Raw genomic sequence first — 22,007 nt, forward strand, 5'->3', positions numbered from 1 at the left:
CGCCGCCCATCAGGCAGGCGACTCCGTAAAGAAATTGGGCGTCGGTATGCCCGGGGTCTTTCGCAATAATTTGCGCCAGCGCGCGCTGGGCAAGATCGACCCTCCCCTGGTTGAGCGCTTTGCCGGCTTCTGCGAGCAATGGGCCGATAGTCGAAGGGGTAGGCGACATAAGAGAGGTCGTTTCTGGAATGCGCGCATGATAGCGACGGTCAGGATTTGATGAAAATAATTGTTCGAAAATCGCAAAATAATGCGATTACATTAAATCGCAATTTCTTAAACGTTGACTTTGTGTTACGTGAATGCGTAATGTCGAGAGGCCAGGTAGCAACATTCAAGTAGCAGCATTAGCTGAAGGGTGTGGCAGTTACTGTGGACAGGCTTGCTCGGTTCCAACCTGCATTGTGCTCTGAGTGGCATAACGCATTTATTGAGGACTGACATTGCTTTCTTGCATCTTAAAGTTTACTGGGGAGTTTTCGATCTCATGAATGTCCAGAAATCCAATAGTGAAATGCGTCGTTCGGCATTCCGTCGGACCGCGTTGGCCATGGCCGTCGTCGCCGGCGTCGGCATGACCGGCCAGGTGCTGGCGCAGGCCACCACCGGCACCATTTTCGGCAGTGCACCCGCGTCCGGTGCCACCGTACAGGTCGTCGGTGGCTCGGGCTTCAACCGTACCGTAGCGGTCGACAGCACCGGCCACTATTCGCTGACCGTACCAGTCGGCAGCTACACGGTGAACCTGCTGCAGAATGGTGCTGTCGCGCAGTCGCACAGCAATGTCAGCCCGGCCGCCGGTGGCGCATTCGAGGCCGACTTCGTGCAGGCCGGCGGCCAGAACGCCAAGTCGTTGAGCACGGTGACCGTGACGGCGAACGCGCTACCTGCGATCGACGTGACCTCCACCACGCAGAACCTGACCATCACCTCGAAGCAGTTGGCCGAACTGCCGTTGGCGCGCAGTGCGGAAGCCATCGCCCTGCTGGCGCCAGGCACTATTGAGGGCTCGCCCTACTTTTCAGGCAGTACTCCTACCGGTGGTTCGCCGATCTCGTTCGGTGGTTCGTCGATCGTCGAGAACGCCTATTACATCAATGGCTTCAACACCTCCGATCCGCTCAGCAACACCGGTGGCATCGCGCTGCCCTATGGCGTCATCGACCAGCAGCAGGTACTCACCAGCGGTTACGGCGCCCAGTACGGTCGCTCGGCTGGTGGCGTGATCAGCCAGATCGGCAAGAGCGGTACCAACGACTGGCACTTCGGTGGCCAGGTGCTGTGGTCGCCGGCGTTTGCGCAGGATAGTACCGACGACGTCTACTACAGCAACCCGCGCAGCAGCTATTACGGCCAGATGTACTCGCCCAACAAGCAGGCTGGCTTCACCCAGTGGAACACCGTCTATGACGCTTACCTCAGCGGGCCGCTGATCAAGGACAAGCTGTTCTTCTTCATCGGTGCCGAAGCTGACAAGACGCAGTTGAGCAACGCGCCGCTAAGCGTCGGTAGCAGCCAGGTCTACAACCAGCGTCAGAGCAAGCCCAAGTACTACGCCAAGCTGGACTGGAACATCAACGACAGCAACATCCTCTCGTTGACGAACATCTACAACGCATGGACCCGCGATCCGGCCACCTACTCCTACTACAACTACGACCAGAGCAGCGGTACGTACACGAAGGGTGGATTCGCGAGCCTGGGTCAGGAACAGAAGAACACCTTCGACATCTGGATCGGCAAGTACACCTCGTACATCACCGATAACCTGACGTTGAACGTCCTGTACGGCAAGATGAGCGGCAAGTACTACACCGACCAGCCGACCTTCCCGGGCTACAGCACCGACCTGCCGAATATCCTTTCTCCAGAGTATCAGGTTGGTTCGCCGTGCAGCAGCGGCTGCAGCAACGCCAATGTCAATACCAACATCAACGAGGCGAACCACACGTCGGAAGAGCGTAACTTGCGCGTCGATTTCGACTGGAAGCTGGGCGACCACGACATTCAGTTCGGTATCGACAACCAGAACAGCGTGGACCGCATGGATGGTGCGGCGATGACCGGCCCGGGTTACGCTTGGCAGTACGCCGCCGCTGGCTACGTGATGCAGTACCGGTTCGATACGGTCACCCCGTCGCTGGTGATCAGGCAACGCGCCCAGTACATCCAGGACAATTGGCAGGTGACCCCCAACCTGCTGCTGAACATCGGCCTGCGCAATGATACGTTCACCAACTACAACCCGGTGGGTCAGGCCTACCTGCGCCTGACCTCGCCGCAGTGGGCGCCGCGCCTCGGCTTCAGTTGGGACGTGTTCGGCGATTCCACCATGAAGGTGTTCGGCAACATGGGTCGCTACTACTTGGCGATGCCCACCTCGGTGGCGTTGCGCGAAGCCAGTGCGCCGACCTACACGCTTACCTTCTTCAACTACACCGGTGTCAGCGCCACCGGCATCCCGCAGAACCTGTCGCCGATAGATATCGGTGGCGGTGGTGCCGCTGGGAATATCTACTACGTCAACAATGAAGATGGCAGCCTGGTCAACCCCAAGACGGCCGCTGCTGGCAACATCAAGGCGGAATACCAGGATCAGTTTGTACTGGGCATGCAGCAGCAGTTCAACATGTTCGGCCAGAGCTGGGTGTACGGCGTCACCGGCACCGTGAACAAGCTGGGCCGCATGATCGACGACTTCGATCCGCAGGTCTATGAATCGGAAATTGCGTCTTTGGTTGCGGCCCAGGGCCTGACTCTCAACACGGCTACGCTCAGTGGCAGCACCCTGATCAACCCGGGTAGCCACGCCGTGTTGACCGTTCCGACCACCGGCGGTGGCTGGACCCAGGTGACCATGCCGGGCTCCGCTTTCGGCTACCCGAAGGCGTCGCGCAATTACTACTCGCTGGATCTCTATCTGGAGCACGTGTTTGACGGCAAGTGGTACGGCAAGATCGACTACGTGTTCTCGCGCAGCTACGGCACCACCGAGGGTCCGGTGGAGTCGAACATCGGCCAGGGCGGCAGCTCGCAGTCCGGCACCGAGCAGTGGGATTTCTCGCAGATCATGCAATACAGCAATGGCCTGCTGCCCAACGACCAGAAGCACCAGTTGCGCATATACGGTTCGTACATGATCAATCCGGAGTGGAAGGTTGGCGCCGTTTACCGCATCGCTTCGGGGACACCGGTAACCTGTCTGGGCTGGTACGGCCCGGAGCAGACCAACTACAATCAATATGGCAACGCATACCACTGGTGTGGTGGCGTGCCGTCGCCGCAGGGTTCCAGTGGCTTCACGCCGTGGACGCACCAGTTGGACCTGCAGTTGGACTACCGCCCGGCATTCGCCCAGAACCGTCTGGACTTCCAGTTGCAGGTCCACAACGTGTTCAACGAGCAGCACGTATTGCAGTACGACAGCTCGTACGGCACGACGGCAGACCCGAGTGCCTACTATCGGTTGCCGGTCGGCTTGGAAACGCCGCGTTATCTGCAGGTCGGCGTCACCTACGATTACTGATAACCAATGCAAGGCCCTGGTATCCGGGCTTGGAAACCAACAAGGCCGCCGGGAAACCGGCGGCCTTGTTGCTACTGCTTGGTAAAGCCGCACGGCAAGGTTGCGGTGGTTCGGGATGGATGACGCTGGAGATGAGCGTGCATACATCAAAGCGTATAGATAAAAATCCGTTTTGCTGCCATGCATCCATGCGAATCGAGTTCGACGATGCCAAGCGTCAGCCAATCCTCATGGAGCGTGGGTTGGATTTCGCTGATGCTGGTCAGGTCTTCGCAGATCATGCCATTTCTGCGCCCAACGACCGGAAGGACTACGGTGAATTACGCATCATCACCGTGGGAATGGCTGAAGACCGTCGGGTGGTGCCGGTTTGCACGTCGCGTGGTGAAGTTCGCCGCATTATCGGCATAAGGTATGCACATGAAGGCGAAGCCCAAAAATTCAGTTGCCTAATGGGTTGACCCGGGAGATGCGCCACTGCCGGATGACGGGTTTTTCGAGAACGCGGTGTGGCGTCATGGTGACAGGGTGGCCGCACGTGCCGAAGCGCAGGCTGCAGTGGCTGAAATCGTCAAACGCACACGTTGCCCTGACAAGAGGCCGGCGAATGTAGTGGATACACCTTTGTGCATCCTGTCAGGTGTGCTGGTTCGCCGGAAGGCGTCGGATGCAAGCTGGCAGACCCGCGTGGTCGCCATGCTGGCCAGTCATGCGCCGATGACGAAGTCGCGTTGAGTCATGTCGTAGAAAAAGCACAGTGATAACGCCATGGCAACGGCAACCGGCTACAGGGTGTAGGCATGGTCAGAAACACCCAATTGCCGCAGCAGGTCGCGTAGCGGGTCCAGCAAGGTGCCATAGCGGGCTGATCGGGCTATATCCGATTGCAATGGTTGCCGCACTTGGCGGTTGCTGTACACGACGCGGCTGGTCTTGTGGGGTTCGAGACAGGCCGGTTCGAATGGCAGATCGCAGAACTCCAGCAGTTTGCGGATACTGCTTTCCGGGTCGGCCAGTAGGTCTTCGTGGACGTGGTCGAAGCAGCGCCCTGGGAAGCGCTGCCGCCAGAACTGACTGATACGGTCGTATCCGGCGTAGTAGTGCGCCACGGATTCGAGGTCGTAACTGAACTCACCGCCGACGCTGAACAACTCGCGATAGCAGGAGAAGCAGGTTTCCAGCGGATCGCGCCGGGTATTCACCACGCGCGCGCCAGGCAACATGGTCAGTGCAGGGCCGACCAGTGCCCAGTTACCGAGGTTCTTGTCGGTGAAACGGGGTTTGCGCGTGCGCCAGCGCGCGGTGCGCTCCATGTATTCGCAGCCGAGGCGGTGCCAGTCTTCGGCCATGGCCAAGGGGGCCCATTGTCCAAGTGTTTGCTGCCTGCGCTCGGATTCGCCCCGTAGGACAGCGGTCAGATCTGGTATTTCGTTGGCACCTTCCACCAAGGAGTGGGAAGCAAGAATGTGCTCGGCGAGCGTCGAACCAGAGCGAGGCAGACAGGCAATGAAGATGACTTCACTGCCGAGGTTTGGATCCACGGCAGGGGGGAGTGGGGGGGGGAAAGCCTCGATGAAACTGTCGATTCGGCGATATTCGGTCGCGATGTCCCACGGGGTAATGCGACGCTTGATGGCATTTGCTATTTGCAGGGTACGGAAGGAAGCCGCCAGATCGTTTTGGTTCTCGAGGGACTTGGCCAGCGCAAAGCTCAGCCACACGCGATCGTCGGCGGAGAGGTTGGGGCGTTCCAGCAGTTGCTTGATCTGTTGAATCTCGGCGTCGTCGAGTTTCACGGACTTGAGATTGACCAATGAATGCCAAGCTCTGACGTGGTCCGGATGGCTTCGCAAGACGTCGCGATAAAGCCTGGCGGCTTCGGCAATGTCCCCGAGGCTGCTCAGTACATTGGCCAAGGTCGTTCGCGTCATGAGATGCGAGGGGTCGAGCGCCATCGCCCGTTCCAACACCGGGCGTGCTTCCTCAGTGCGACGCGTGATGTGCAAGGCATGCCCAAGGTTGTACCAAGGCGCACCCGTCTCGGGAGACAGTTCGCAGGCACGGCGCATGCTTTCAAAGGCCGCATCGTGAAGCTGGCATTGGAACAGCGCGCTGCCGAGGGTCATGTGCGCGTTGAAGTCGTCGGGCTTCAACTCAACGGCGCGGCGCAGATGGCCTACGGCCATGCCGGCGTTGCCGCGCATGAGTTGTACGACGCCAGATAGCCGCTGCGCTTCGGACGAATCCGGCGCGGCGCCTACAGCCTGCCTCAAGGTCAGTTCCGCGGTCGCCAGCTTTTGCGTTGCGATGGCGCGGGATGCGGTCGCGAGCAGATCGCTCAGCGGGGCGTTATCGGTAGGAGGCATGGAGGGTTCTGGTTTGCTTCAAACCCACCCCGGGGAAGGGGAGGGCGGAGGTACATCAACGATTTTCATCCACCGCCAGCATCCCGCCCGCCACGTTGTACACATTGCTGAAGCCGTGCGCGGCGAAGCGCTCGGCCACGCCCTGGCTGGAGATGCCGCGGGTGCAGATGAAGGCGAGCGCAGTGTCCTTGGGCAGGGCGGCAAGCGCTTCGTAGCCTTCGTCCTCGAGGATGCGTGCCTGCGGCAGCGGAGCCAGCTCCGCGCGCGCGGCGGCGGGACGCACGTCGATCAGGGTGATGCTGCCGGCGGCGAGCCGCTGCTGCAGTTCCTGCACGGTCAGCGACTTCACTTCCTGCGCGCCCGGGAACTTCAGGCTCAGGCCCTCGCCCTGCACGGTGGACACCCAGTCGATCACGATGCCTTTGGCGCGCTGGGCGCTGGCGGGATCGAAGTGCACCTCGAGGCCGTTGGCGTGGGCCACGATGTCGTGCTCGCTCGCGGGGGCGAGCTGGAAGCCGGCGCTGTGGTCGGGGCCGATTTCCAGGTGCAGCGCGAGACCCTGCGCGTTCGCGGTGCCTTCGCGGATGGCCTTGGCGGCGGCGTCGGTGATGGTGATTTCCGGCGGGGTGCGATCCGGCGCGGAGACGCCGAACAGCGTGTGCAGCTCACCGCTGCCATACATCTGGCGGATGATGTCGGCGCCGCCGACCAGTTCGCCTTCGACGTAGAGCTGCGGAATGGTGGGCCAGTCGCCGTAGGCCTTGATGCCCTCGCGGATCTCCGGGTCGTCCAGCACGTTCACCGTGTGGTAGTCCGGCAGCAGCTCGTTGAGCGTGTTGACGGCGGCGGCGGAGAAGCCGCACATCGGCTGCTGGCGATGGCCCTTCATGAACAGCACCACGTGGTGGCTCTTAAGCAGGGTTTCGATGCGTTCGCGGGTGGCGGCGTCTAGGGACATGGGGGAGCTTCCGGCAAATAAAGGGCAATGATACCGCCTGCCGATATGCCGGCTCCGCCGTGCGGCTTCAAGTCGCGAGCATGACGCGGGCCACGGGCAGCGCCGCCTGGGCCCACAAGGCGTACTGCGCGGCCGAGGGATGCAGGCCGTCGTCGGCGAGCAGGCCGGGGTGCCGGCGCGAGATCGGGGTGATGTCCACCCAGTGCGCGCCCAGTCGCAGCGTCTCCGCCTGGGCGGCGGCGTTGTAGGCATCGAGTTCGGCGGCGATGCGTGCGGTGTCGCGGCCACTGTCCCGCGCAAACGGCGTGACGCCCCAGTCGGGGATCGACAGCACCAGCACCCGGCCGGCGCGGGCGCCGGTCAGGGCGATCGCACGCTGCAGCAGGGCGCGGAATTCCTCGCAGTAATCGTCCACGCTGCGGCCGCGGTACTGGTTGTTGACGCCGATCAGCAGGCTGACCAGGTCGTAGTGCGGCGCGAAGCTGGTGTCATCCATCGCGGCGGAAAGCTCATCGGTGGTCCACCCGGTGGTAGCCACGATGCCCGGCTCGGCCAGTGCCTTGCCTTCGGTGCGCAGCATGGCGGCCAGTTGCGCCGGCCAGCGGCCCTCGGCGGGCACGCTCTCGCCGATGGTGTAGGAGTCGCCGAGGGCGAGGTAGGTGGTCAAGCGACGGCGGCCCGGCGCGGCTGCTCCGCCGCCATGCGTGTCAGCACCTGTTCGATGCGCGCGAACACTTCGCGCAACTGCGCGGGCTGCGGCAGCAGGGTGAGGCGCAGGTGACGGCTGGCGGGCACGTTGAAGCTGCTGCCAGGCACCACCAGTACCGACTCCTCTTCCAGCAGGCGCAGCGCGAAGGCGTTGTCGTCGAAGGAAGGTATGGCGTCGGCGCGGATCTGCGGAAAGGCATACAGTGCGCCGGCCGGCGAGACCACGTCGAGGTAGGCACTCGCGGCCACGCCATCCAGCACGGCCCGGCGCGCCTCGTGCAGGCGGCCGCCCGGCGCGGTGAGCGCGGTGATGGTGGGGGCGTCCTGCAGCGCCGGAATCACCGCCCATTGCGCGGTGACGTTGGCGCACAGGCGCAGCGCGGCCAGCAACTGCAGCGCATCGCGGTAGTCGGCGCTGCGCGCGGGGTCGCCGGAAAGCGACAGCCAGCCCACGCGGTAGCCGCAGGCGCGATGTACCTTGCTCAGGCCGCCAAAGCTCACGCAGGGCAGCTCGCCGGCCACTTCCGCCAGCGGCTGGAACGGCGTGCCGTCGTAGAGGATCTCGTCGTAGATCTCGTCGGTCAGCAACAGCAGGCCATGCCGCGCGGCCACCGCCACGATGCGTTCCAGCAGCGCGCGCGGATACACCGCGCCGGTGGGATTGTTCGGATTGATTAGCACCAGTGCGCGGGTGCGCGGCGTCACCAATGCTTCGATCTCGTCGGGATCGGGCAGATGGCCGTTCTCCGCAAGGCAGCGGTAATAGCGCGGCTTGCCGCCGTTCAAGATGGTGGCGGCGCTCCACAGCGGATAGTCGGGGCTGGGCAGCAGCACTTCGTCGCCGGGTTGCAGCAGGGCACGCAGGCTGAGGTCGATCAGCTCGCTGACGCCGTTGCCGATGAAGATGCGCTCCACGTCCACGTGGCGTGCGCCGCGCGCACGCTGCTGTGCGGCGATGGCATCGCGGGCGGCGTCCAGGCCCTGCTCGTGGCCATAGGCCTCGCTGTCGCGCAGGTGGCCGGCGATGGCGTTGCGCAGATGCGCGGGCGTTTCGAAACCGTAGCGGCCGGGGTTGCCGATGTTGAGCTTGATGATGTCGCGGCCGGCAGCTTCCAGCTCGCGTGCGCGCCGGGTGAGTGCGCCGCGGATCTCGTAACGCACGTCCGCCAGATGCGTGCTGGGTTTGATCGAAGCCAACGCCGGAATCCTCATGGGTTTGGCCGGCGCACGGCCGGGTCGCCGTCGATCCTAGCAGCGTGGTGCGGTGCAGCGCGAGCCGCCGGGCTGGCTTTGCACGGGCATTTCCAGGGCAGGGCATAATCGGCCCACATGTCGAAGTCCCCAGACTCATGAGCGATGCCGAAACGATAGAGCGGTTGCGGCGCATCGGCTGGCGCGGCGAAACCCTGCCCGCGGCCGGCCGGCGGTTGGCGCGCGTGGTGGCGCAGCATCGCGCCGGCTACGAGCTGCACGACGGCGAGCAGAGCTTCGGCGCGCAGCCGGCCGGGCATTTCCTGAAGCGCAGCCTCGATCCTGGCGAACGGCCCGCGGTGGGCGATTTCGTGGAGATCGAGGCCGGCCAGCCGCCGCACATCGTCACCGTGCTGCCACGGCGCACCGTACTGTCGCGCGCCGCCGCGGGCGAGCGCTACGCCAAGCAGATCATCGCCACCAACATCGACTGCGTGCTGGTGCTCACCGGGTTGGACGGCGACTACAGCCCCGCGCGCATCGAGCGCTACCTTTCGCTGATCGAGGATTCCGGCGCACGGCCGGTGGTGCTGCTCAGCAAGACCGACCTGCACGAGGACGCCGCCGAGCGCATCGCCGAGCTGCGCGCGCGGCTGGCGCCCGGCACGGCGATCCACGCGATCAACGGCAAGGATGCGGCGAGCGCGGCGCAGCTCGCGCCGTACCTGCAGCCCGGCGACAGCGCGGTGCTGGTGGGGTCCTCCGGTGCGGGCAAGTCCACGCTCACCAACACCCTGCTGGGCATCGACAAGATGGCCACCGGCGCGGTGCGCCACCACGACAGCCGCGGCCGCCACACCACCACGCATCGCGCGTTGCTGCAGCTGCCCACCGGCGGCTGCCTGATCGACACGCCCGGCATGCGCGAACTGAAGCTCACCGGCGAGGAAAACCTCGACCTGTTCGCCGACATCGAGGAGCTGGCCGAAGACTGCCGTTTCGCCGACTGCGGCCACGGCAGCGAGCCCGGCTGCGCGGTGCAGGCCGCGCTGGACAGCGGCGAACTGTCGCCCGAGCGCTGGCGCAACTACCTCAAGCTGCGCGACGAGCGCGAGGAGCAGGCCAGCACGCTGGAGGCCAAGCTGCGCCGCCAGCGCGGCGGGAGGCCCATCGAGCGGCCGCATGCGCCGCGCGGCAAGCGCGAGCGGGAGTGAGGGCAAGCATGAGGGGCAATCCGGCAAGGAGCATCTGACGTGAGACGGCTTTCCTCGGTGATCAAGCCACGTTACGACCGTGCGATCACGCTGGCCTTGATGGCCATGGCTGTGCTGGCCGTGATGGCGGCGTGGCCGGGCAGGGGTCATGGCGGCTCGGTGCCATGGACGACAATGCTCGTATGCGTGTTGCCAATCATCCCGGTGTTGTCGGTTCGCGGCCGCCGGCTGCTTGCGTCCGAAGTGGTCGACGAAGCCTGGATCGATGGCGACGAGTTGCTGCTCAAGCGCGCCGATCAGCCCATTCGGATGCCACTGGCCAGCATTGCATCGGTGGAGGCGGAGCGCGTGGGTGGCCTTGTTACATTGGAGCTTGGCCTGCCTTGCGCCCTGGGGAACTGTGTCCGTTTCTTCGCGGCTCCACGTGCCGGGCGGGACATTGGCATCGAATTGCGCCAGCGCATCGCCCAGGTGCGGCGGCACACATGAGCGACTTGAGCCCCGACCTGCAACATATCGCCTCCCTCGACCAGCGCCTGCTGGCCGCGGTGAGGGGCATCCGCATCCTGCCCACGGTGGCGTGGCCGGCCTCGCTGGAGAACCGGCTGATCGCGGATTTCGCCGCGGAGCGCTTTGTCCTGCCCGAGGTGCAGTACCAGCGGCCCGATCTCACCGCCGAGCGCACCGAGCTAGAGGCCATCGAACGCGAGGCGCTGGCGCAGGGCGGCGCTCTGGGCGAATACCTGGCGCACACCGCCGAGTCGTGGCGCATCGCGGCCGGGATGCTGGAGGCGGTGGGCACGGCGCAGGTGTGCGAGCCGTCGATCCTGCTGTATGGCCGCCCCGGCGACACGATTCCCGGCAGCGCGCGCAGCAACCTCGACGCGGCGCGCTATTTCGTGGAGCTGTCGGACGAACTGGGTGCCGACCTGATCGCGGACGACGCGCGCGAAGGCATCAGCGCCGAAACCCTGCGCGACGAAATGGCGCGCACGCTGGACGATTTCTTCGGCGCGGGCCGGGTCAGGGTGGAGGTCGATCCCGAGCTCACCGCCAAGGCCGCCGCCGGCGCCACCCGCATCCGCCTGCGTGGCGGTGCCAGCTTCAGCGACTACGACCGCCACCAGTTGCTGGCGCACGAGGCGCTGGTGCATACCCTCACCGCGCTCAACGGGCGCGAGCAGCCGCTGCTGGCTTCGCTGGCGCGCACCTCGCCGCGCGTCACGGCCACGCAGGAGGGGCTGGCGGTGTTCGCCGAGCTGATGTCGGGCGCCATCGACATCGCGCGGCTGAAGCGCGTCAGCCTGCGCATCCTCGCCATCGAGATGGCGCTGGACGGCGCCGACTTCGTGGAGGTGTACAAATTCTTCCACGCCTGCGGGCAGGGCGTGGCGGACAGCTTCCATTCCGCGCAGCGCGTGTTCCGCGGTGTGCCCACCACCGGCGGGGCGGCCTTCGCCAAGGACAACGTGTACCTCAGCGGCCTGCTGACCGTGCACACCTTCTTCCGCTGGGCGTTCCGCGAGCGGCGCATGGACCTGCTGCGCTACCTGTTCGCGGGCAAGCTGGCGCTGGCCGATGTGCTGAGCCTGGAGCCGTGTTTCGCCAGCGGCGTGCTGGCGCCGCCGCGCTGGCTGCCGCCATGGATGCAGCACGTTCACGGGCTGGCCGGCAAGCTCGCGTTCTCGGTGTTCGTCAATGCCATCCGCATGGGCAAAGTGGGCGCCGACGACCTGTCGCGCGGCGTGTAGCCGGGAGCGCGGTGCTAACATCACGCGGCCGATCCGCGGCCCACCGACCCCACGAAAAGCCCCACTCATGGCCCATCCCGACGACCTGCGCCAAGCCGCGCTCGAATACCACCGCCATCCGCGCCCGGGCAAGATCAAGGTCAGCCCGACCACCCCGCTGCTGACCCAGCGCGACCTGTCGCTGGCCTATTCGCCGGGTGTGGCCTATGCGTGCGAGGCCATCGTGGACGACCCGCAGGCGGCCAGCGAGCTGACTGCGCGCGCCAATCTGGTGGCGGTCATCACCAACGGCACCGCGGTGCTGGGCCTGGGCGACATCGGTCCGCTGGCCGGCAAGCCGGTGATGGAAGGCAAGGGCGTGCTGTTCAAGAAATTCGCCGGCATCGACGTGTTCGACATCGAGCTGGCCGAGCGCGATCCGGACAAGCTGGTGGACATCATCGCCGCGATGGAGCCCACCTTCGGCGGCATCAACCTCGAGGACATCAAGGCACCGGAGTGCTTCATCGTCGAGCGCAAGCTGCGCGAGCGCATGAAGATCCCGGTGTTCCACGACGACCAGCACGGCACCGCGATCATCGTGGGCGCCGCGGTGATCAACGCGCTGGACGTGGTGGGCAAGAAGATCGGCGACGTGAAGCTCGCCACCACGGGCATGGGCGCGGCCGGCATCTCCTGCGTCAACATGCTGGTGGCGCTGGGCCTGAAGCCGGAGAACATCCTGGCGCTGGACCGCGACGGCGTGCTGCACAGCGGCCGTACCGACCTCGATCCGGACAAACAGCGCTACGCGCGCGACACTGACAAGCGCACGCTGGCCGAGATCGTCGAGGGCGCGGACATCTTCCTCGGCCTGTCCGCAGGCGGCATCCTCAAGCCGGAGATGGTGGCCACGATGGCCGAGCGCCCGATCATCATGGCGCTGGCCAACCCCAACCCGGAGATCCTGCCGGAGGACGCCAAGAAGGTGCGCCCCGATGCGATCATCGGCACCGGCCGCTCCGACTATCCCAACCAGATCAACAACGTCCTCTGCTTCCCGTACCTGTTCCGCGGCGCGCTGGACGTGGGCGCCACCGCCATCAACGAGGACATGAAGATCGCCTGCGTGCGCGCCATCGCGCGGCTGGCGCGGATGGAGGCGGGCGACCTCGCCTCGGTGTACGGCGGCGAGCCGCCCACCTTTGGTGCGGACTACCTGATTCCGCGTCCGTTCGATCCGCGGCTGGTGGTGGAGCTGTCCTCCGCCGTGGCGCAGGCGGCGATGGACTCCGGCGTGGCCACGCGGCCCATCGTCGACATGGAGGCGTACAAGGAAAAGCTCGGCCAGTTCATCTACCGCACCGGCCTCATCATGAAGCCCGTGTACGACCGCGCCCGCGCCGACCAGAAGCGCGTGGTCTATGCCGAGGGCGAGGAAGAAACCGTGCTGCGCGCGGTGCAGACGGTGGTGGACGAGAAGCTCGCCTTCCCGATCCTGATCGGCCGCCCCGAAGTGATCGAGATGCGCATCCAGCGCCTGGGCCTGCGTCTGCGCCCGGGCGTGGATTTCGAGCTGACCAACATCAACGACGATCCGCGCTTCAACGAGTACTGGCAGCAGTACCACGCAATGACCGAGCGCCGCGGCGTCACGCCGGACGCGGCGAAGGCCTTGATGCGCACGCGCACTGCGCTGATCGCCGCGATGATGGTGGAGCGCGGCGAAGCCGACGCGCTGATCTGCGGTCTGGTGGGCCGCTACCACAAGAAGCTCGGCTACCTGCGCAGCGTGATCGGCCTCGATCCGGGCGTGTCGTGCACTTCGGCGATGACCGGCGTCATCAACGAGCGGGGCGCGTGGTTCTTCCTCGACACCCACGTGCAGGCCGACCCGTCCGCCGAGCAGATCGCCGAGGCCACGATGCAGGCGACCTACCGCCTCAAGCTGTTCGGCATCGAGCCCAAGGTGGCGTTGCTGTCGCATTCCAACTACGGCAGCCACGACACTCCCAGCGCGGCCAAGATGCGCAAGGTGCGCGAGATCCTGATGGCGCGTGCGCCCAAGCTGGAGATGGACGGCGAGATGCAGGCCGACACCGCGCTGGACGAGACGCTGCGCCGGCGCATGTTCCCCGGCACCACGCTCAGCGGTCGCGCCAACCTGTTCGTGATGCCCAACCTCGACGCCGCCAACATCGTCTACAACATGGTGCGCGTGATGACCGACGGCGTGGCGATCGGCCCGATCCTGATGGGCGTGAACCGGCCGGCCCATATCCTCACCACCTCTGCCAGCGTGCGCCGCGTGGTGAACATGACGGCCATCGCCGCGGTGGATGCGCAGATCCGCGCGCGCAGCTGACAGGCCGTCAGGGACGGCCTGTCAGCTGCGCAAAAGATGAAGCCAGCACCGAAGCCCGGCATTGCCGAACTCCGGGCGCCTGGCAGGCGAACCCGCCAACCGCCTTCGCCTCCTCTCCCCTCCGGGGAGAGGATTGAGGTGAGGGGCGGGTGCTCGCGAAGGCACTCATCGAAGCGTGCTTCGTAGTTCCCATCTCGCCAGCGTGACCCCTCACCCCAGCCCTCTCCCCGGAGGGGAGAGGATGCAGGGCGCTGGATGCTGCCATTCCTCGACACCTGGTACCGCCTCCTCTCCCCACACGGGACGAGGGTGAGCCGTGCGCCATTCGCCGCCGCATGTGCCTCCCTAGACGGACGTCCAACTGGCAGCAACCAGCCGCGAAAGCTAAACTCGGGCGTCGGCCCGCCATCCCCCACGGCGACCGCTTTCCCTACAGGCATTGCGCCATCCGGCGCCGCGGAGAATCCCCCATGGATCAACTCGACGACATCCTCAGCCAGGATCTCGATCCCACCGAAACCCGCGAGTGGATCGACTCGCTCAACGCGGTCATCAATCACGACGGCACCGAGCGCGCGCACTTCCTGCTTGAGCAGATGGTCGATTCGACGCGCCGTGCCGGCGGCTACCTGCCGTTCGACCCCACCACCGCCTACGTCAACACCATCGCGCCCGCCAACGAGGCGAAGATGCCGGGCGACGCGGCGATGGAATGGCGCATCCGCACGCTGATCCGCTGGAACGCGATGGCGATGGTGGTGCGCGCCAACCGCAAGCCGGGCGAACTGGGCGGTCATATCGCCAGCTTCGCTTCGTCCGCCACGCTGTACGACGTGGGCTTCAACCATTTCTGGCGCGCGCCCAGCGCCGACCACCCGGGCGACCTGGTGTTCCACCAGGGCCATTCCAGCCCCGGCATCTACGCGCGCTCGTTCCTGGAAGGCCGCATCGGCGAAGAGCAGCTCGACCTGTTCCGCATGGAAGTGGCCGGCAAGGGCCGTGGCCTGTCCTCCTACCCGCACCCGTGGCTGATGCCGGACTACTGGCAGGTGCCCACGGTGTCGATGGGTCTGGGCCCGATCCAGGCCATCTACCAGGCGCAGTTCTGGAAGTACCTCGAGCACCGCGGCCTGATCCCCAAGAGCGACCGCAAGATCTGGTGCTTCATGGGCGACGGCGAGACCGACGAGCCCGAGTCGCTGGGCGCCATCTCGCTGGCCGGCCGCGAAGGCCTGGACAACCTGGTCTTCGTGATCAACTGCAACCTGCAGCGCCTCGACGGCCCGGTGCGCGGCAACGGCAAGATCATCCAGGAACTGGAAGGCGTGTTCCGCGGCGCCGGCTGGAACGCCATCAAGGTGATCTGGGGCAGCTACTGGGATCCGCTCCTCGCGCGCGACAAGAACGGCGTGCTGCGCAAGCTGATGATGGAAACCATCGACGGCGAATACCAGGCGTGCAAGGCCTTCGGCGGCGCTTACACGCGCGAGCACTTCTTCAACAAGTACCCCGAAACCCGCGAGATGGTGACCAACCTGTCGGACGACGACATCTGGCGCCTCAACCGCGGCGGCCACGATCCGCACAAGGTGTACGCCGCCTACCACCAGGCCGTGAACACCAAGGGCATGCCCACGGTGATCCTCGCCAAGACGGTGAAGGGCTACGGCATGGGCGCGGCCGGCGAGTCGCAGAACCCCACGCACCAGCAGAAGAAGCTGGACGCCGACGCCGTGCGCCACTTCCGCGACCGCTTCAACATCCCGGTCACCGACGACAAGCTGGGCGACGTGCCGTACTTCCACCCGGGCAAGAACTCGCCGGAAGTGGAATACATGATGGAGCGCCGCCGCGCGCTGGGCGGCTTCCTGCCGCAGCGCCGCCGTCACGCCGACGCCAAGCTCAAGGCGCCGGAGCTCGCCGCGTTCGAGCAGATCACCAAGGGCACCGGCGAGCGCGAGATCTCCACCACCATGGCGCTGGTGCGCGGCATGAACCTGCTGCTGCGCGACAAGCAGATCGGCGAGCGCATCGTGCCCATCGTGGCCGACGAAGCGCGCACCTTCGGCATGGAAGGCATGTTCCGCCAGATCGGCATCTACGCGCCGTTCGGCCAGAAGTACCGTCCGCAGGACGCCGACCAGCTGCTGTACTACCGCGAGGACCAGAAGGGCCAGGTGCTGCAGGAAGGCATCTCCGAGGCCGGCGGCATGGCTGCCTGGATGGCGGCGGCCACCAGCTACAGCATCAGCAACCAGGCGATGCTGCCGTTCTTCATCTACTACTCGATGTTCGGCTTCCAGCGCATCGGCGACCTGGCCTGGGCGGCCGGCGACATGCGCGCGCGCGGCTTCCTGATCGGCGGCACCGCGGGCCGCACCACGCTCAACGGCGAAGGGCTGCAGCACGAGGACGGCTCCTCGCACCTGATGGCCGGTGCGATCCCGAACGTGAAGTCGTACGACCCCACGTTCTCGTACGAGGTCGCGGTGATCCTGCAGGACGGCACCCGCCGCATGGTGGAAGAGCAGGAGGATGTCTACTACTACATCACCGTGATGAACGAGAACTACAGCCACCCCGACCTGCCGCAGGGCGTCGAGGCGGACATCATCAAGGGCATGTACCTGTTCAAGGACGCCGGCAAGCCGAAGAAGGGCGAGACGCGCGTGCAGCTGCTGGGTTCGGGCACCATCCTGCGCGAGGTGATCGCCGCCGCCGAGCTGCTGCAGAAGGACTTCGGCGTCAGCGCCGACATCTGGTCCTGCCCCAGCTTCGTCGAACTGCGCCGCGACGGTTTCGACGCGGAGCGCTGGAACCGCCTGCATCCGGAAGCCGAGCAGCGCGTGCCGCACGTCACCGGCCTGCTGCAGGGCCGCCAGGGCCCGGCCGTCGTCGCCACCGACTACGTGCGCGAATACGCCGACCAGATCCGCGCCTTCATTCCCGATGGCATGCGCTACACCGTGCTCGGCACCGACGGCTTCGGCCGCTCGGATACGCGCGAGCACCTGCGCGGCTTCTTCGAGGTGGACCGTTACTGGATCGCCCACGCGGCGCTGGCCGCGCTGGCGAAGGACGGCAAGGTCAACGCCAAGGACGTGGCGCGCGCCATCCGCGAGTACAAGCTCGACCCGGAGAAGCCCAATCCGCTTACCGTGTGAGCCGATCGGCCATAAAAGAAAAACCCGCCTTCCGGCGGGTTTTTCTTTTGGGTGATTGCTTTTGGCGGTAGCCCTCCGGACTATCCCCGCGCGATGCAGGATCCGCCTCGGGCGACAACGGCAGCGGTAGGCTCAATCCTCGTCGTTGCCGCGCAGCGCCTGGCGCAGCAGCAGGAACGCGCCGATGGTGCCGGCCACGATCGCGGCGGTGGCCACCGGGTGGCGGCTCACGTGGCGCTTCACGCGCCGGTAGCGGTAGCTCGTCTCGTCGGCCAGATCCTCGGCGGCACGCGCGATCCGGCGGCGGTAGCCGTCGCCGTCGAAGCGCGCTGCGGCGCTGCGTCCGCGCGCAACCCAACCGCGCGCGGTATCGCCGGCATCGTTGGCGTAGCGGCGCGCGCGGTCGCCGAGTTCGTCCATATGGCTTTCGAGGTCGCGTGACTTGCTCATGGGATTCTCCTTGTTAAGCCCGATCCACACTGCCAGCCGTCACGTTAGCCAAACGTGTACGGGCCGCGGGCCCGTCAGGAAGCAGTCAGCGTGACGGGGGCCAGGGGCGGAATTCGTCGCGCACCCGCGCACTGCGCAGGCGATGGATGATCCATCCGAAGAGCGCGCAGAAAACCAGCGCCATCAGCATGCCGAACACCTGTGCCACCCGCATGAAGCCATGCATCATTGCTTCCGCGTCGGCAGGCATGTTGGGTGTGTGCATGATCGTTTCCATCGACCCCATGAACCACCACTGCCATACCAGGCCTAGCAGGTGATAGGCGATGGCGAGCCCCATCAGGCCGATGAACAGTCGTCGCGCCCATTCCTTCCGGCGCAGCAGACCGATGGCGGCGATCAACGTGACGCTGGAGACCAGCAGGAAGGCCCGGAAGAGCCAGGCCATGTGCGCAAATATCCACTGCATCGGAGCAGGCATGTCAGGCGGCAGCGGTGGCATGGGGTGTGCCTGCATCGTTGGCAGGAACAACCACTGCAGCATCAGGTTCTGCAGCAGAGAGATCAGCGTGGCGAACCCGGTCATGCCGATGAATATCCATGCCAGCACAGTGACGAAGCTGGAACGCAGCGGCGGTGGCGTGGACATGCGGTGCTCCCCAAGACGACGGCAATGCGACAAAGCTTCGCTGGATGAGGCGTGCCGCACAACCGCCCAGGCTTTTAGAGCGTATCGCCCGCAGCCTGCGCATCGTCCGTGGCGGTTTCCATGTGCAGCTTCTGTCGCCGCCGCAAGCCGGGGAACATCCCCATCCACAGGCCCACCACCACCAGCGTGCCGAGGCCGCCAACCACCGCGGAACCCACCGCGCCCAACCACGCGGCGAGCATGCCGGACTCGAATTCGCCGAGCTGGTTGGAGGTGTTGATGAAGATCGAATTCACCGCACTCACGCGGCCGCGCATCGCATCGGGCGTGTCGAGCTGCACCAGTGCGCCGCGTATCACCATGCTGACCATGTCGAATGCGCCCAACGCAAACAATGCGACCAGCGACAGCCACAGCGTGGAGGAAACGGCGAACACCAGCGTGGCCACGCCGAAGCCGGCCACGGAAGCGAACATGATCATGCCCACGCGGCGTTGCAGTTCGTGCCTGGCCAGCCACAGCGACATCAGCAGCGCGCCCACGGCCGGCGCCGCGCGCAGCAGGCCCAGCCCCCACGGGCCGGTATGCAGGATGTCGCGTGCGAAGATCGGCAGCAGCGCGGTGGCGCCGCCCAGCAGCACCGCGAACAGGTCCAGCGAGATCACGCCCAGCACGTCCTTGCGCTCGCGGATGAAATGCACGCCGGCAAACAACGTCTTCAGTGTCGCTGGCTCGCGTCGCGGAGGCGCCTGTTCGTAGCGCAGCATTGCCATTGTCGTCGCCGCGACCAGGTATAGCGCCGCGGCGCTCAGGTACACCACGCCGGGGCCTGCCGCGTAGAGCAGGCCGCCCACCGCGGGACCGAGGATGGTGGCCATCTGGAAGGCCGAGCCGCTCACCGCCACCGCGCGGGGCAGCAGCGCCGGCGGCACCAGCGCCGGTAGCAGCGATTGCATCGACGGCGATTCGAACGCCTTGGCCACGCCGATGACGAACACCAGGGCGAGGATGCCGGCTTCGTGGATGCGCCCGCTGAAGGTCAGCGCGGCCAGCAGCACGATGGCCGTCCATTCCACGATCTGCCCGAGCAGCACCACGCGCCGCCGTTCGAACTGGTCGGCCACGTGCCCCGCCGGCAGCGCCAGCAGCACGGAAGGGATGAACTGCACCAGGCCGATCAGACCGAGGTCGAAGGCGCGCCCGGTGATCGCATACACCTGCCAGCCCACCGCCACCGACAGCATCTGGAAGCCGAAACCGGAAGCGATGCGCGAGCACCAGAACTGCACGAAGGCGGGGTGGCGCAGCAGCGAGTCCGCTGCGGCGGACGGGGAGGTGGAGTTCGGCATGGGAATCCTCGGGGAACGCGCATTGTAGTCGCGTCGCATGCGCCGGCAGGCAAGGCGGCTTGACGCCAGCTTGCCGCGGATTTGATCCGGGCTTTCTCCGCGCGAGGGTAGGGTGGAGGCGACTTTCCCCGAGGAGAAGCGCGCCGATGGGCCGATCCGCCAAACATGTCTATTCCGCCCCGGCGGACGTGCAGGCCCTCCAGGCGCTTGCGAGCGAGCTGCCCGCCAATGGCCATGTGCGCCTGCGACTGAAAGACGGCGGCGCGTGCGAAGGCGTGGTCGCGGAGCGCGCCACCGTGCAGGTTTATTTCGACCCCACCGAGCAGCACCAGGGCATCAACGGCGAGCTGCGGCTGGAGCGCCCCGACCAGCCTGACTGGCACCGCTGGATGTGGCTGGACGAGATCGCCAGCGTGGAGCACCTCGACTCCACGCTGGGCAGCGAAAACTGAGTGCCTGCCGGTCCGCTTTCTAGGTCCGCACGCGGGTGAAGCCGTCTGCGCTCCAATCCTCGCTGCCGACGCCGTGGTGCACGAAGAACAGGCCATCCGGATCGTACTTGCGCTTGGCCGCGGCGAGGCGCGGGTAATTGCCGCCCCAGAATCCCCGCTGCCAGTCGCGCAGGAAGTAGTCGCTTTCCGAGACGTAGGAACCGGCGTCCGGCGCTACGGCACGGATGATGTCCATCGCCTGGTCGATGGCGGTCGCTTCGCGCCGCGCCTTGGCCAGGTCGGGCTTCGCGCCCGGCAGGCCAGGGTAGGCGGGTGGACCGCCGTTGGCGCAGATCAGCAATGCGAACGCATCGAGCACCTGCGGATGGGTGGCGGTATCGCGGGCGCGGGCGATCGTGTCGGCCGGTGCGCCGGCCAGCCCCTTGTTGAAATGCAGGGAAAAGCCCCAGCGCTGCGAAGCGGTGATCAAGGCCTCCACCAGCTGTGCCTGTCGCCCGGGTTCCAGCAGCGAAGCCGGCAGCCACGCCGACTGGTAGGCATGGATGAACCAGCCGGCCTGGTCATGATCGCCGGCCCACAGCATGTGATAGCTGGGTGCGCCCGGCCGGTCGTCGGACACGATGACGTCCGGCGCGTACTTGCGCAGGACGTCGGCGTCCCAGAGGTGCCGGGCCGGTGCCAGCCGCGCCTGGAACGGTGTGGTGATGCGGCAATCCTTGCGCGCACGCACCCAGTCGAGGAAAGGCGCCCAGGTCTGTTCGACTTCCTGCTGGGTGAGGCCCTGGACCGACATGGAAATGTCGAGGGTGTCGCCACCGTAGAATCGCATTTGCTCGCCCCAGTGCGGATTGAACAGCGCGCGCCGGTAGAAGCCCACCGCCTCGGCGATCAGGGCGCGATAGGCTGCATCCGAGTCGGCCTTGACGGTGACGTTGATGCCACCCAGGAATTCGGGCAGTTCGAAAGTGCGCAGGGTCAGTCGCGTGACCACGCCCAGGCTACCGCCACCGCCACCCTTGAGGCCCCAGAACAGCTCCGGGTTCGTGTGGGCGTTGGCGATGCGCACCTGGCCGTCGGCGGTGACGACCTCCGCTTCCAGCAGGTTGGACGCCGCCGTGCCCCAGCGCTTCGAGTGGCTGCCGAAGCCGCCGCTCTGTACCAGTCCGGCCACGCCCACCGTGGTGCAGCCGCCGCCTTGCACGTAACGGCCACCCTGGGTGGTCACGGCGTGGTAGGCGTCGATCCACATGGCGCCCGCCTGCACGCTCACCGCCGCCTGCGGTGCCACGAAGCCGGTGCAGCCTTGCGGCACGAAGGCGTCGTGCAAGCTCACCTGGTTCATGTGGCGCGTCCACACCAGCAGCGAATCCGGTGCGTCCGAGGTGCCCTGGTAGCTGTGGCCGCCGCCTTTCACCACCAGTCGCAGGCGATGCCGACGCGCGAAGTCGACGGCTGCAGCCACGTCGGTGGCGCTTTCCGCCGCCACCGCGTAGGCGCTGGGTTGCGAAGTCCAGGCATCGGCCCAGCCGCTGGTCTGGGTCAGCGCGGGGTTGTCGCCCATCGCGAACGGGTTGTCCAGTTGCTTGAGTGCCTGCACGCAGGCACTGTCCGACGGCGACGCGCCACAGGCGGCGAATGGCGGTTCCAGCTTCAGCAGCCGGCCGCCGACCTGCTGCTTCAGCTGCCCCCATTCCGCGGCCGTGGGCCAGCCCGGCTGGCCAGGACGCAGCCGCGAACGGAGCGTTGTCGCGAGGCCGCCGGCGCCGCGCGCCAGGGTCGTGCCGCTGCGCATCAGCAGGGGCAGCAGGGGCAGGGTGGCGGCGGCCTTCAGCAAATCGCGCCTTTTCATCGTGGGTGGCTCCGGCTGGATGGACAGCGGTCAGCA

16 protein-coding genes are annotated in these 22,007 nt (G+C 66.0%); 8 read left to right on the forward strand and 8 right to left on the reverse strand.

Annotated features, from left to right (window positions below):
- The first annotated feature begins 550 nt into the window (after positions 1 to 550).
- Both IHE46_RS15950 and IHE46_RS17060 read left to right on the forward strand, forming a co-directional pair.
- The gene (locus IHE46_RS15950; RefSeq protein WP_192165775.1) at positions 551 to 3,526 is read left to right on the forward strand and encodes a TonB-dependent receptor; all 2,976 of its coding nucleotides are present in this window, start codon (positions 551 to 553) and stop codon (positions 3,524 to 3,526) included.
- 29 nt (positions 3,527 to 3,555) lie between these two features.
- On the forward strand, positions 3,556 to 3,987 hold the full coding sequence (locus tag IHE46_RS17060) for a BrnT family toxin (protein WP_225563118.1): 432 nt from the start codon (positions 3,556 to 3,558) through the stop codon (positions 3,985 to 3,987).
- Positions 3,988 to 4,311: 324 nt separating this feature from the next.
- On the opposite strand, the gene IHE46_RS15960 is transcribed toward IHE46_RS17060, so the two are convergent.
- The 4 genes from IHE46_RS15960 to IHE46_RS15975 form a co-directional block, all read right to left on the reverse strand.
- Positions 4,312 to 5,892 (reverse strand): tetratricopeptide repeat-containing sulfotransferase family protein, encoded by a 1,581-nt coding sequence (locus IHE46_RS15960; protein ID WP_192165777.1) that lies wholly within the window; start codon positions 5,890 to 5,892, stop codon positions 4,312 to 4,314.
- A 55-nt stretch (positions 5,893 to 5,947) separates the two neighbouring features.
- Positions 5,948 to 6,850 (reverse strand): Grx4 family monothiol glutaredoxin, encoded by a 903-nt coding sequence (gene grxD, locus IHE46_RS15965; protein WP_192165780.1) that lies wholly within the window; start codon positions 6,848 to 6,850, stop codon positions 5,948 to 5,950.
- Between the two features lie 67 nt (positions 6,851 to 6,917).
- The gene (locus tag IHE46_RS15970) at positions 6,918 to 7,517 is read right to left on the reverse strand and encodes an SGNH/GDSL hydrolase family protein (protein WP_192165782.1); all 600 of its coding nucleotides are present in this window, start codon (positions 7,515 to 7,517) and stop codon (positions 6,918 to 6,920) included.
- Positions 7,514 to 8,755: an aminotransferase class I/II-fold pyridoxal phosphate-dependent enzyme gene (locus IHE46_RS15975; protein ID WP_192165784.1), complete on the reverse strand. Its 1,242-nt coding sequence runs from the start codon at positions 8,753 to 8,755 to the stop codon at positions 7,514 to 7,516. Before IHE46_RS15975 ends, IHE46_RS15970 begins: the two co-directional genes overlap by 4 nt.
- A 152-nt stretch (positions 8,756 to 8,907) precedes the next feature.
- On the opposite strand from IHE46_RS15975, the gene rsgA reads away from it, so the two are divergent.
- From rsgA to aceE, 5 genes are all read left to right on the forward strand, one after another.
- On the forward strand, positions 8,908 to 9,963 hold the full coding sequence (gene rsgA, locus IHE46_RS15980; RefSeq protein ID WP_192165785.1) for a ribosome small subunit-dependent GTPase A: 1,056 nt from the start codon (positions 8,908 to 8,910) through the stop codon (positions 9,961 to 9,963).
- 39 nt (positions 9,964 to 10,002) lie between these two features.
- Entirely contained in the window at positions 10,003 to 10,452 is a 450-nt protein-coding gene (locus IHE46_RS15985) for a hypothetical protein (RefSeq protein WP_192165787.1), read from the forward strand.
- Positions 10,449 to 11,714 (forward strand): flavohemoglobin expression-modulating QEGLA motif protein, encoded by a 1,266-nt coding sequence (locus IHE46_RS15990; RefSeq protein WP_192165789.1) that lies wholly within the window; start codon positions 10,449 to 10,451, stop codon positions 11,712 to 11,714. Before IHE46_RS15985 ends, IHE46_RS15990 begins: the two co-directional genes overlap by 4 nt.
- A 67-nt stretch (positions 11,715 to 11,781) precedes the next feature.
- Positions 11,782 to 14,058 carry an NADP-dependent malic enzyme gene (locus IHE46_RS15995; RefSeq protein ID WP_192165791.1) on the forward strand — a complete coding sequence of 759 codons (2,277 nt, stop codon included), beginning with the start codon at positions 11,782 to 11,784 and terminating at the stop codon, positions 14,056 to 14,058.
- Positions 14,059 to 14,528: 470 nt separating this feature from the next.
- The gene (aceE, locus tag IHE46_RS16000; protein WP_192165793.1) at positions 14,529 to 17,222 is read left to right on the forward strand and encodes a pyruvate dehydrogenase (acetyl-transferring), homodimeric type; all 2,694 of its coding nucleotides are present in this window, start codon (positions 14,529 to 14,531) and stop codon (positions 17,220 to 17,222) included.
- A gap of 132 nt (positions 17,223 to 17,354) precedes the next feature.
- Here the strand turns inward: aceE and IHE46_RS16005 are convergent, their stop codons facing one another.
- The 3 genes from IHE46_RS16005 to IHE46_RS16015 form a co-directional block, all read right to left on the reverse strand.
- Positions 17,355 to 17,672, reverse strand: a complete 318-nt coding sequence (locus tag IHE46_RS16005) for a hypothetical protein (protein ID WP_192165795.1) — start codon at positions 17,670 to 17,672, stop codon at positions 17,355 to 17,357.
- Positions 17,673 to 17,757: 85 nt separating this feature from the next.
- Positions 17,758 to 18,321 carry a hypothetical protein gene (locus IHE46_RS16010; protein WP_192165796.1) on the reverse strand — a complete coding sequence of 188 codons (564 nt, stop codon included), beginning with the start codon at positions 18,319 to 18,321 and terminating at the stop codon, positions 17,758 to 17,760.
- A 74-nt stretch (positions 18,322 to 18,395) separates the two neighbouring features.
- Complete coding sequence (locus IHE46_RS16015; protein ID WP_192165798.1) at positions 18,396 to 19,670, reverse strand: MFS transporter; 1,275 nt, start codon at positions 19,668 to 19,670, stop codon at positions 18,396 to 18,398.
- Between the two features lie 146 nt (positions 19,671 to 19,816).
- Here IHE46_RS16015 and IHE46_RS16020 point away from each other — a divergent pair, with 146 nt between their 5' ends.
- On the forward strand, positions 19,817 to 20,122 hold the full coding sequence (locus IHE46_RS16020; protein WP_192165800.1) for a DUF3247 family protein: 306 nt from the start codon (positions 19,817 to 19,819) through the stop codon (positions 20,120 to 20,122).
- A 19-nt stretch (positions 20,123 to 20,141) separates the two neighbouring features.
- On the opposite strand, the gene IHE46_RS16025 is transcribed toward IHE46_RS16020, so the two are convergent.
- Entirely contained in the window at positions 20,142 to 21,971 is a 1,830-nt protein-coding gene (locus IHE46_RS16025; protein WP_192165802.1) for an FAD-binding oxidoreductase, read from the reverse strand.
- Positions 21,972 to 22,007: the final 36 nt, after the last annotated feature.

This window comes from Rhodanobacter sp. DHG33, from assembly GCF_014843005.1.
GTDB lineage: Bacteria > Pseudomonadota > Gammaproteobacteria > Xanthomonadales > Rhodanobacteraceae > Rhodanobacter_A.

Coding starts and splice junctions, on each gene's coding strand:
- IHE46_RS15950 (WP_192165775.1), top strand. CDS start 551: ATGGCCGTCGTCGCCGGCGTCGGCATGACCGGCCAGGTGCTGGCGCAG.
- IHE46_RS15960 (WP_192165777.1), bottom strand. CDS start 5,892: ATGCCTCCTACCGATAACGCCCCGCTGAGCGATCTGCTCGCGACCGCA.
- grxD (WP_192165780.1), bottom strand. CDS start 6,850: ATGTCCCTAGACGCCGCCACCCGCGAACGCATCGAAACCCTGCTTAAG.
- rsgA (WP_192165785.1), top strand. CDS start 8,908: ATGAGCGATGCCGAAACGATAGAGCGGTTGCGGCGCATCGGCTGGCGC.
- IHE46_RS15990 (WP_192165789.1), top strand. CDS start 10,449: ATGAGCGACTTGAGCCCCGACCTGCAACATATCGCCTCCCTCGACCAG.
- IHE46_RS15995 (WP_192165791.1), top strand. CDS start 11,782: ATGGCCCATCCCGACGACCTGCGCCAAGCCGCGCTCGAATACCACCGC.
- aceE (WP_192165793.1), top strand. CDS start 14,529: ATGGATCAACTCGACGACATCCTCAGCCAGGATCTCGATCCCACCGAA.
- IHE46_RS16005 (WP_192165795.1), bottom strand. CDS start 17,672: ATGAGCAAGTCACGCGACCTCGAAAGCCATATGGACGAACTCGGCGAC.
- IHE46_RS16010 (WP_192165796.1), bottom strand. CDS start 18,321: ATGTCCACGCCACCGCCGCTGCGTTCCAGCTTCGTCACTGTGCTGGCA.
- IHE46_RS16015 (WP_192165798.1), bottom strand. CDS start 19,670: ATGCCGAACTCCACCTCCCCGTCCGCCGCAGCGGACTCGCTGCTGCGC.
- IHE46_RS16020 (WP_192165800.1), top strand. CDS start 19,817: ATGGGCCGATCCGCCAAACATGTCTATTCCGCCCCGGCGGACGTGCAG.
- IHE46_RS16025 (WP_192165802.1), bottom strand. CDS start 21,971: ATGAAAAGGCGCGATTTGCTGAAGGCCGCCGCCACCCTGCCCCTGCTG.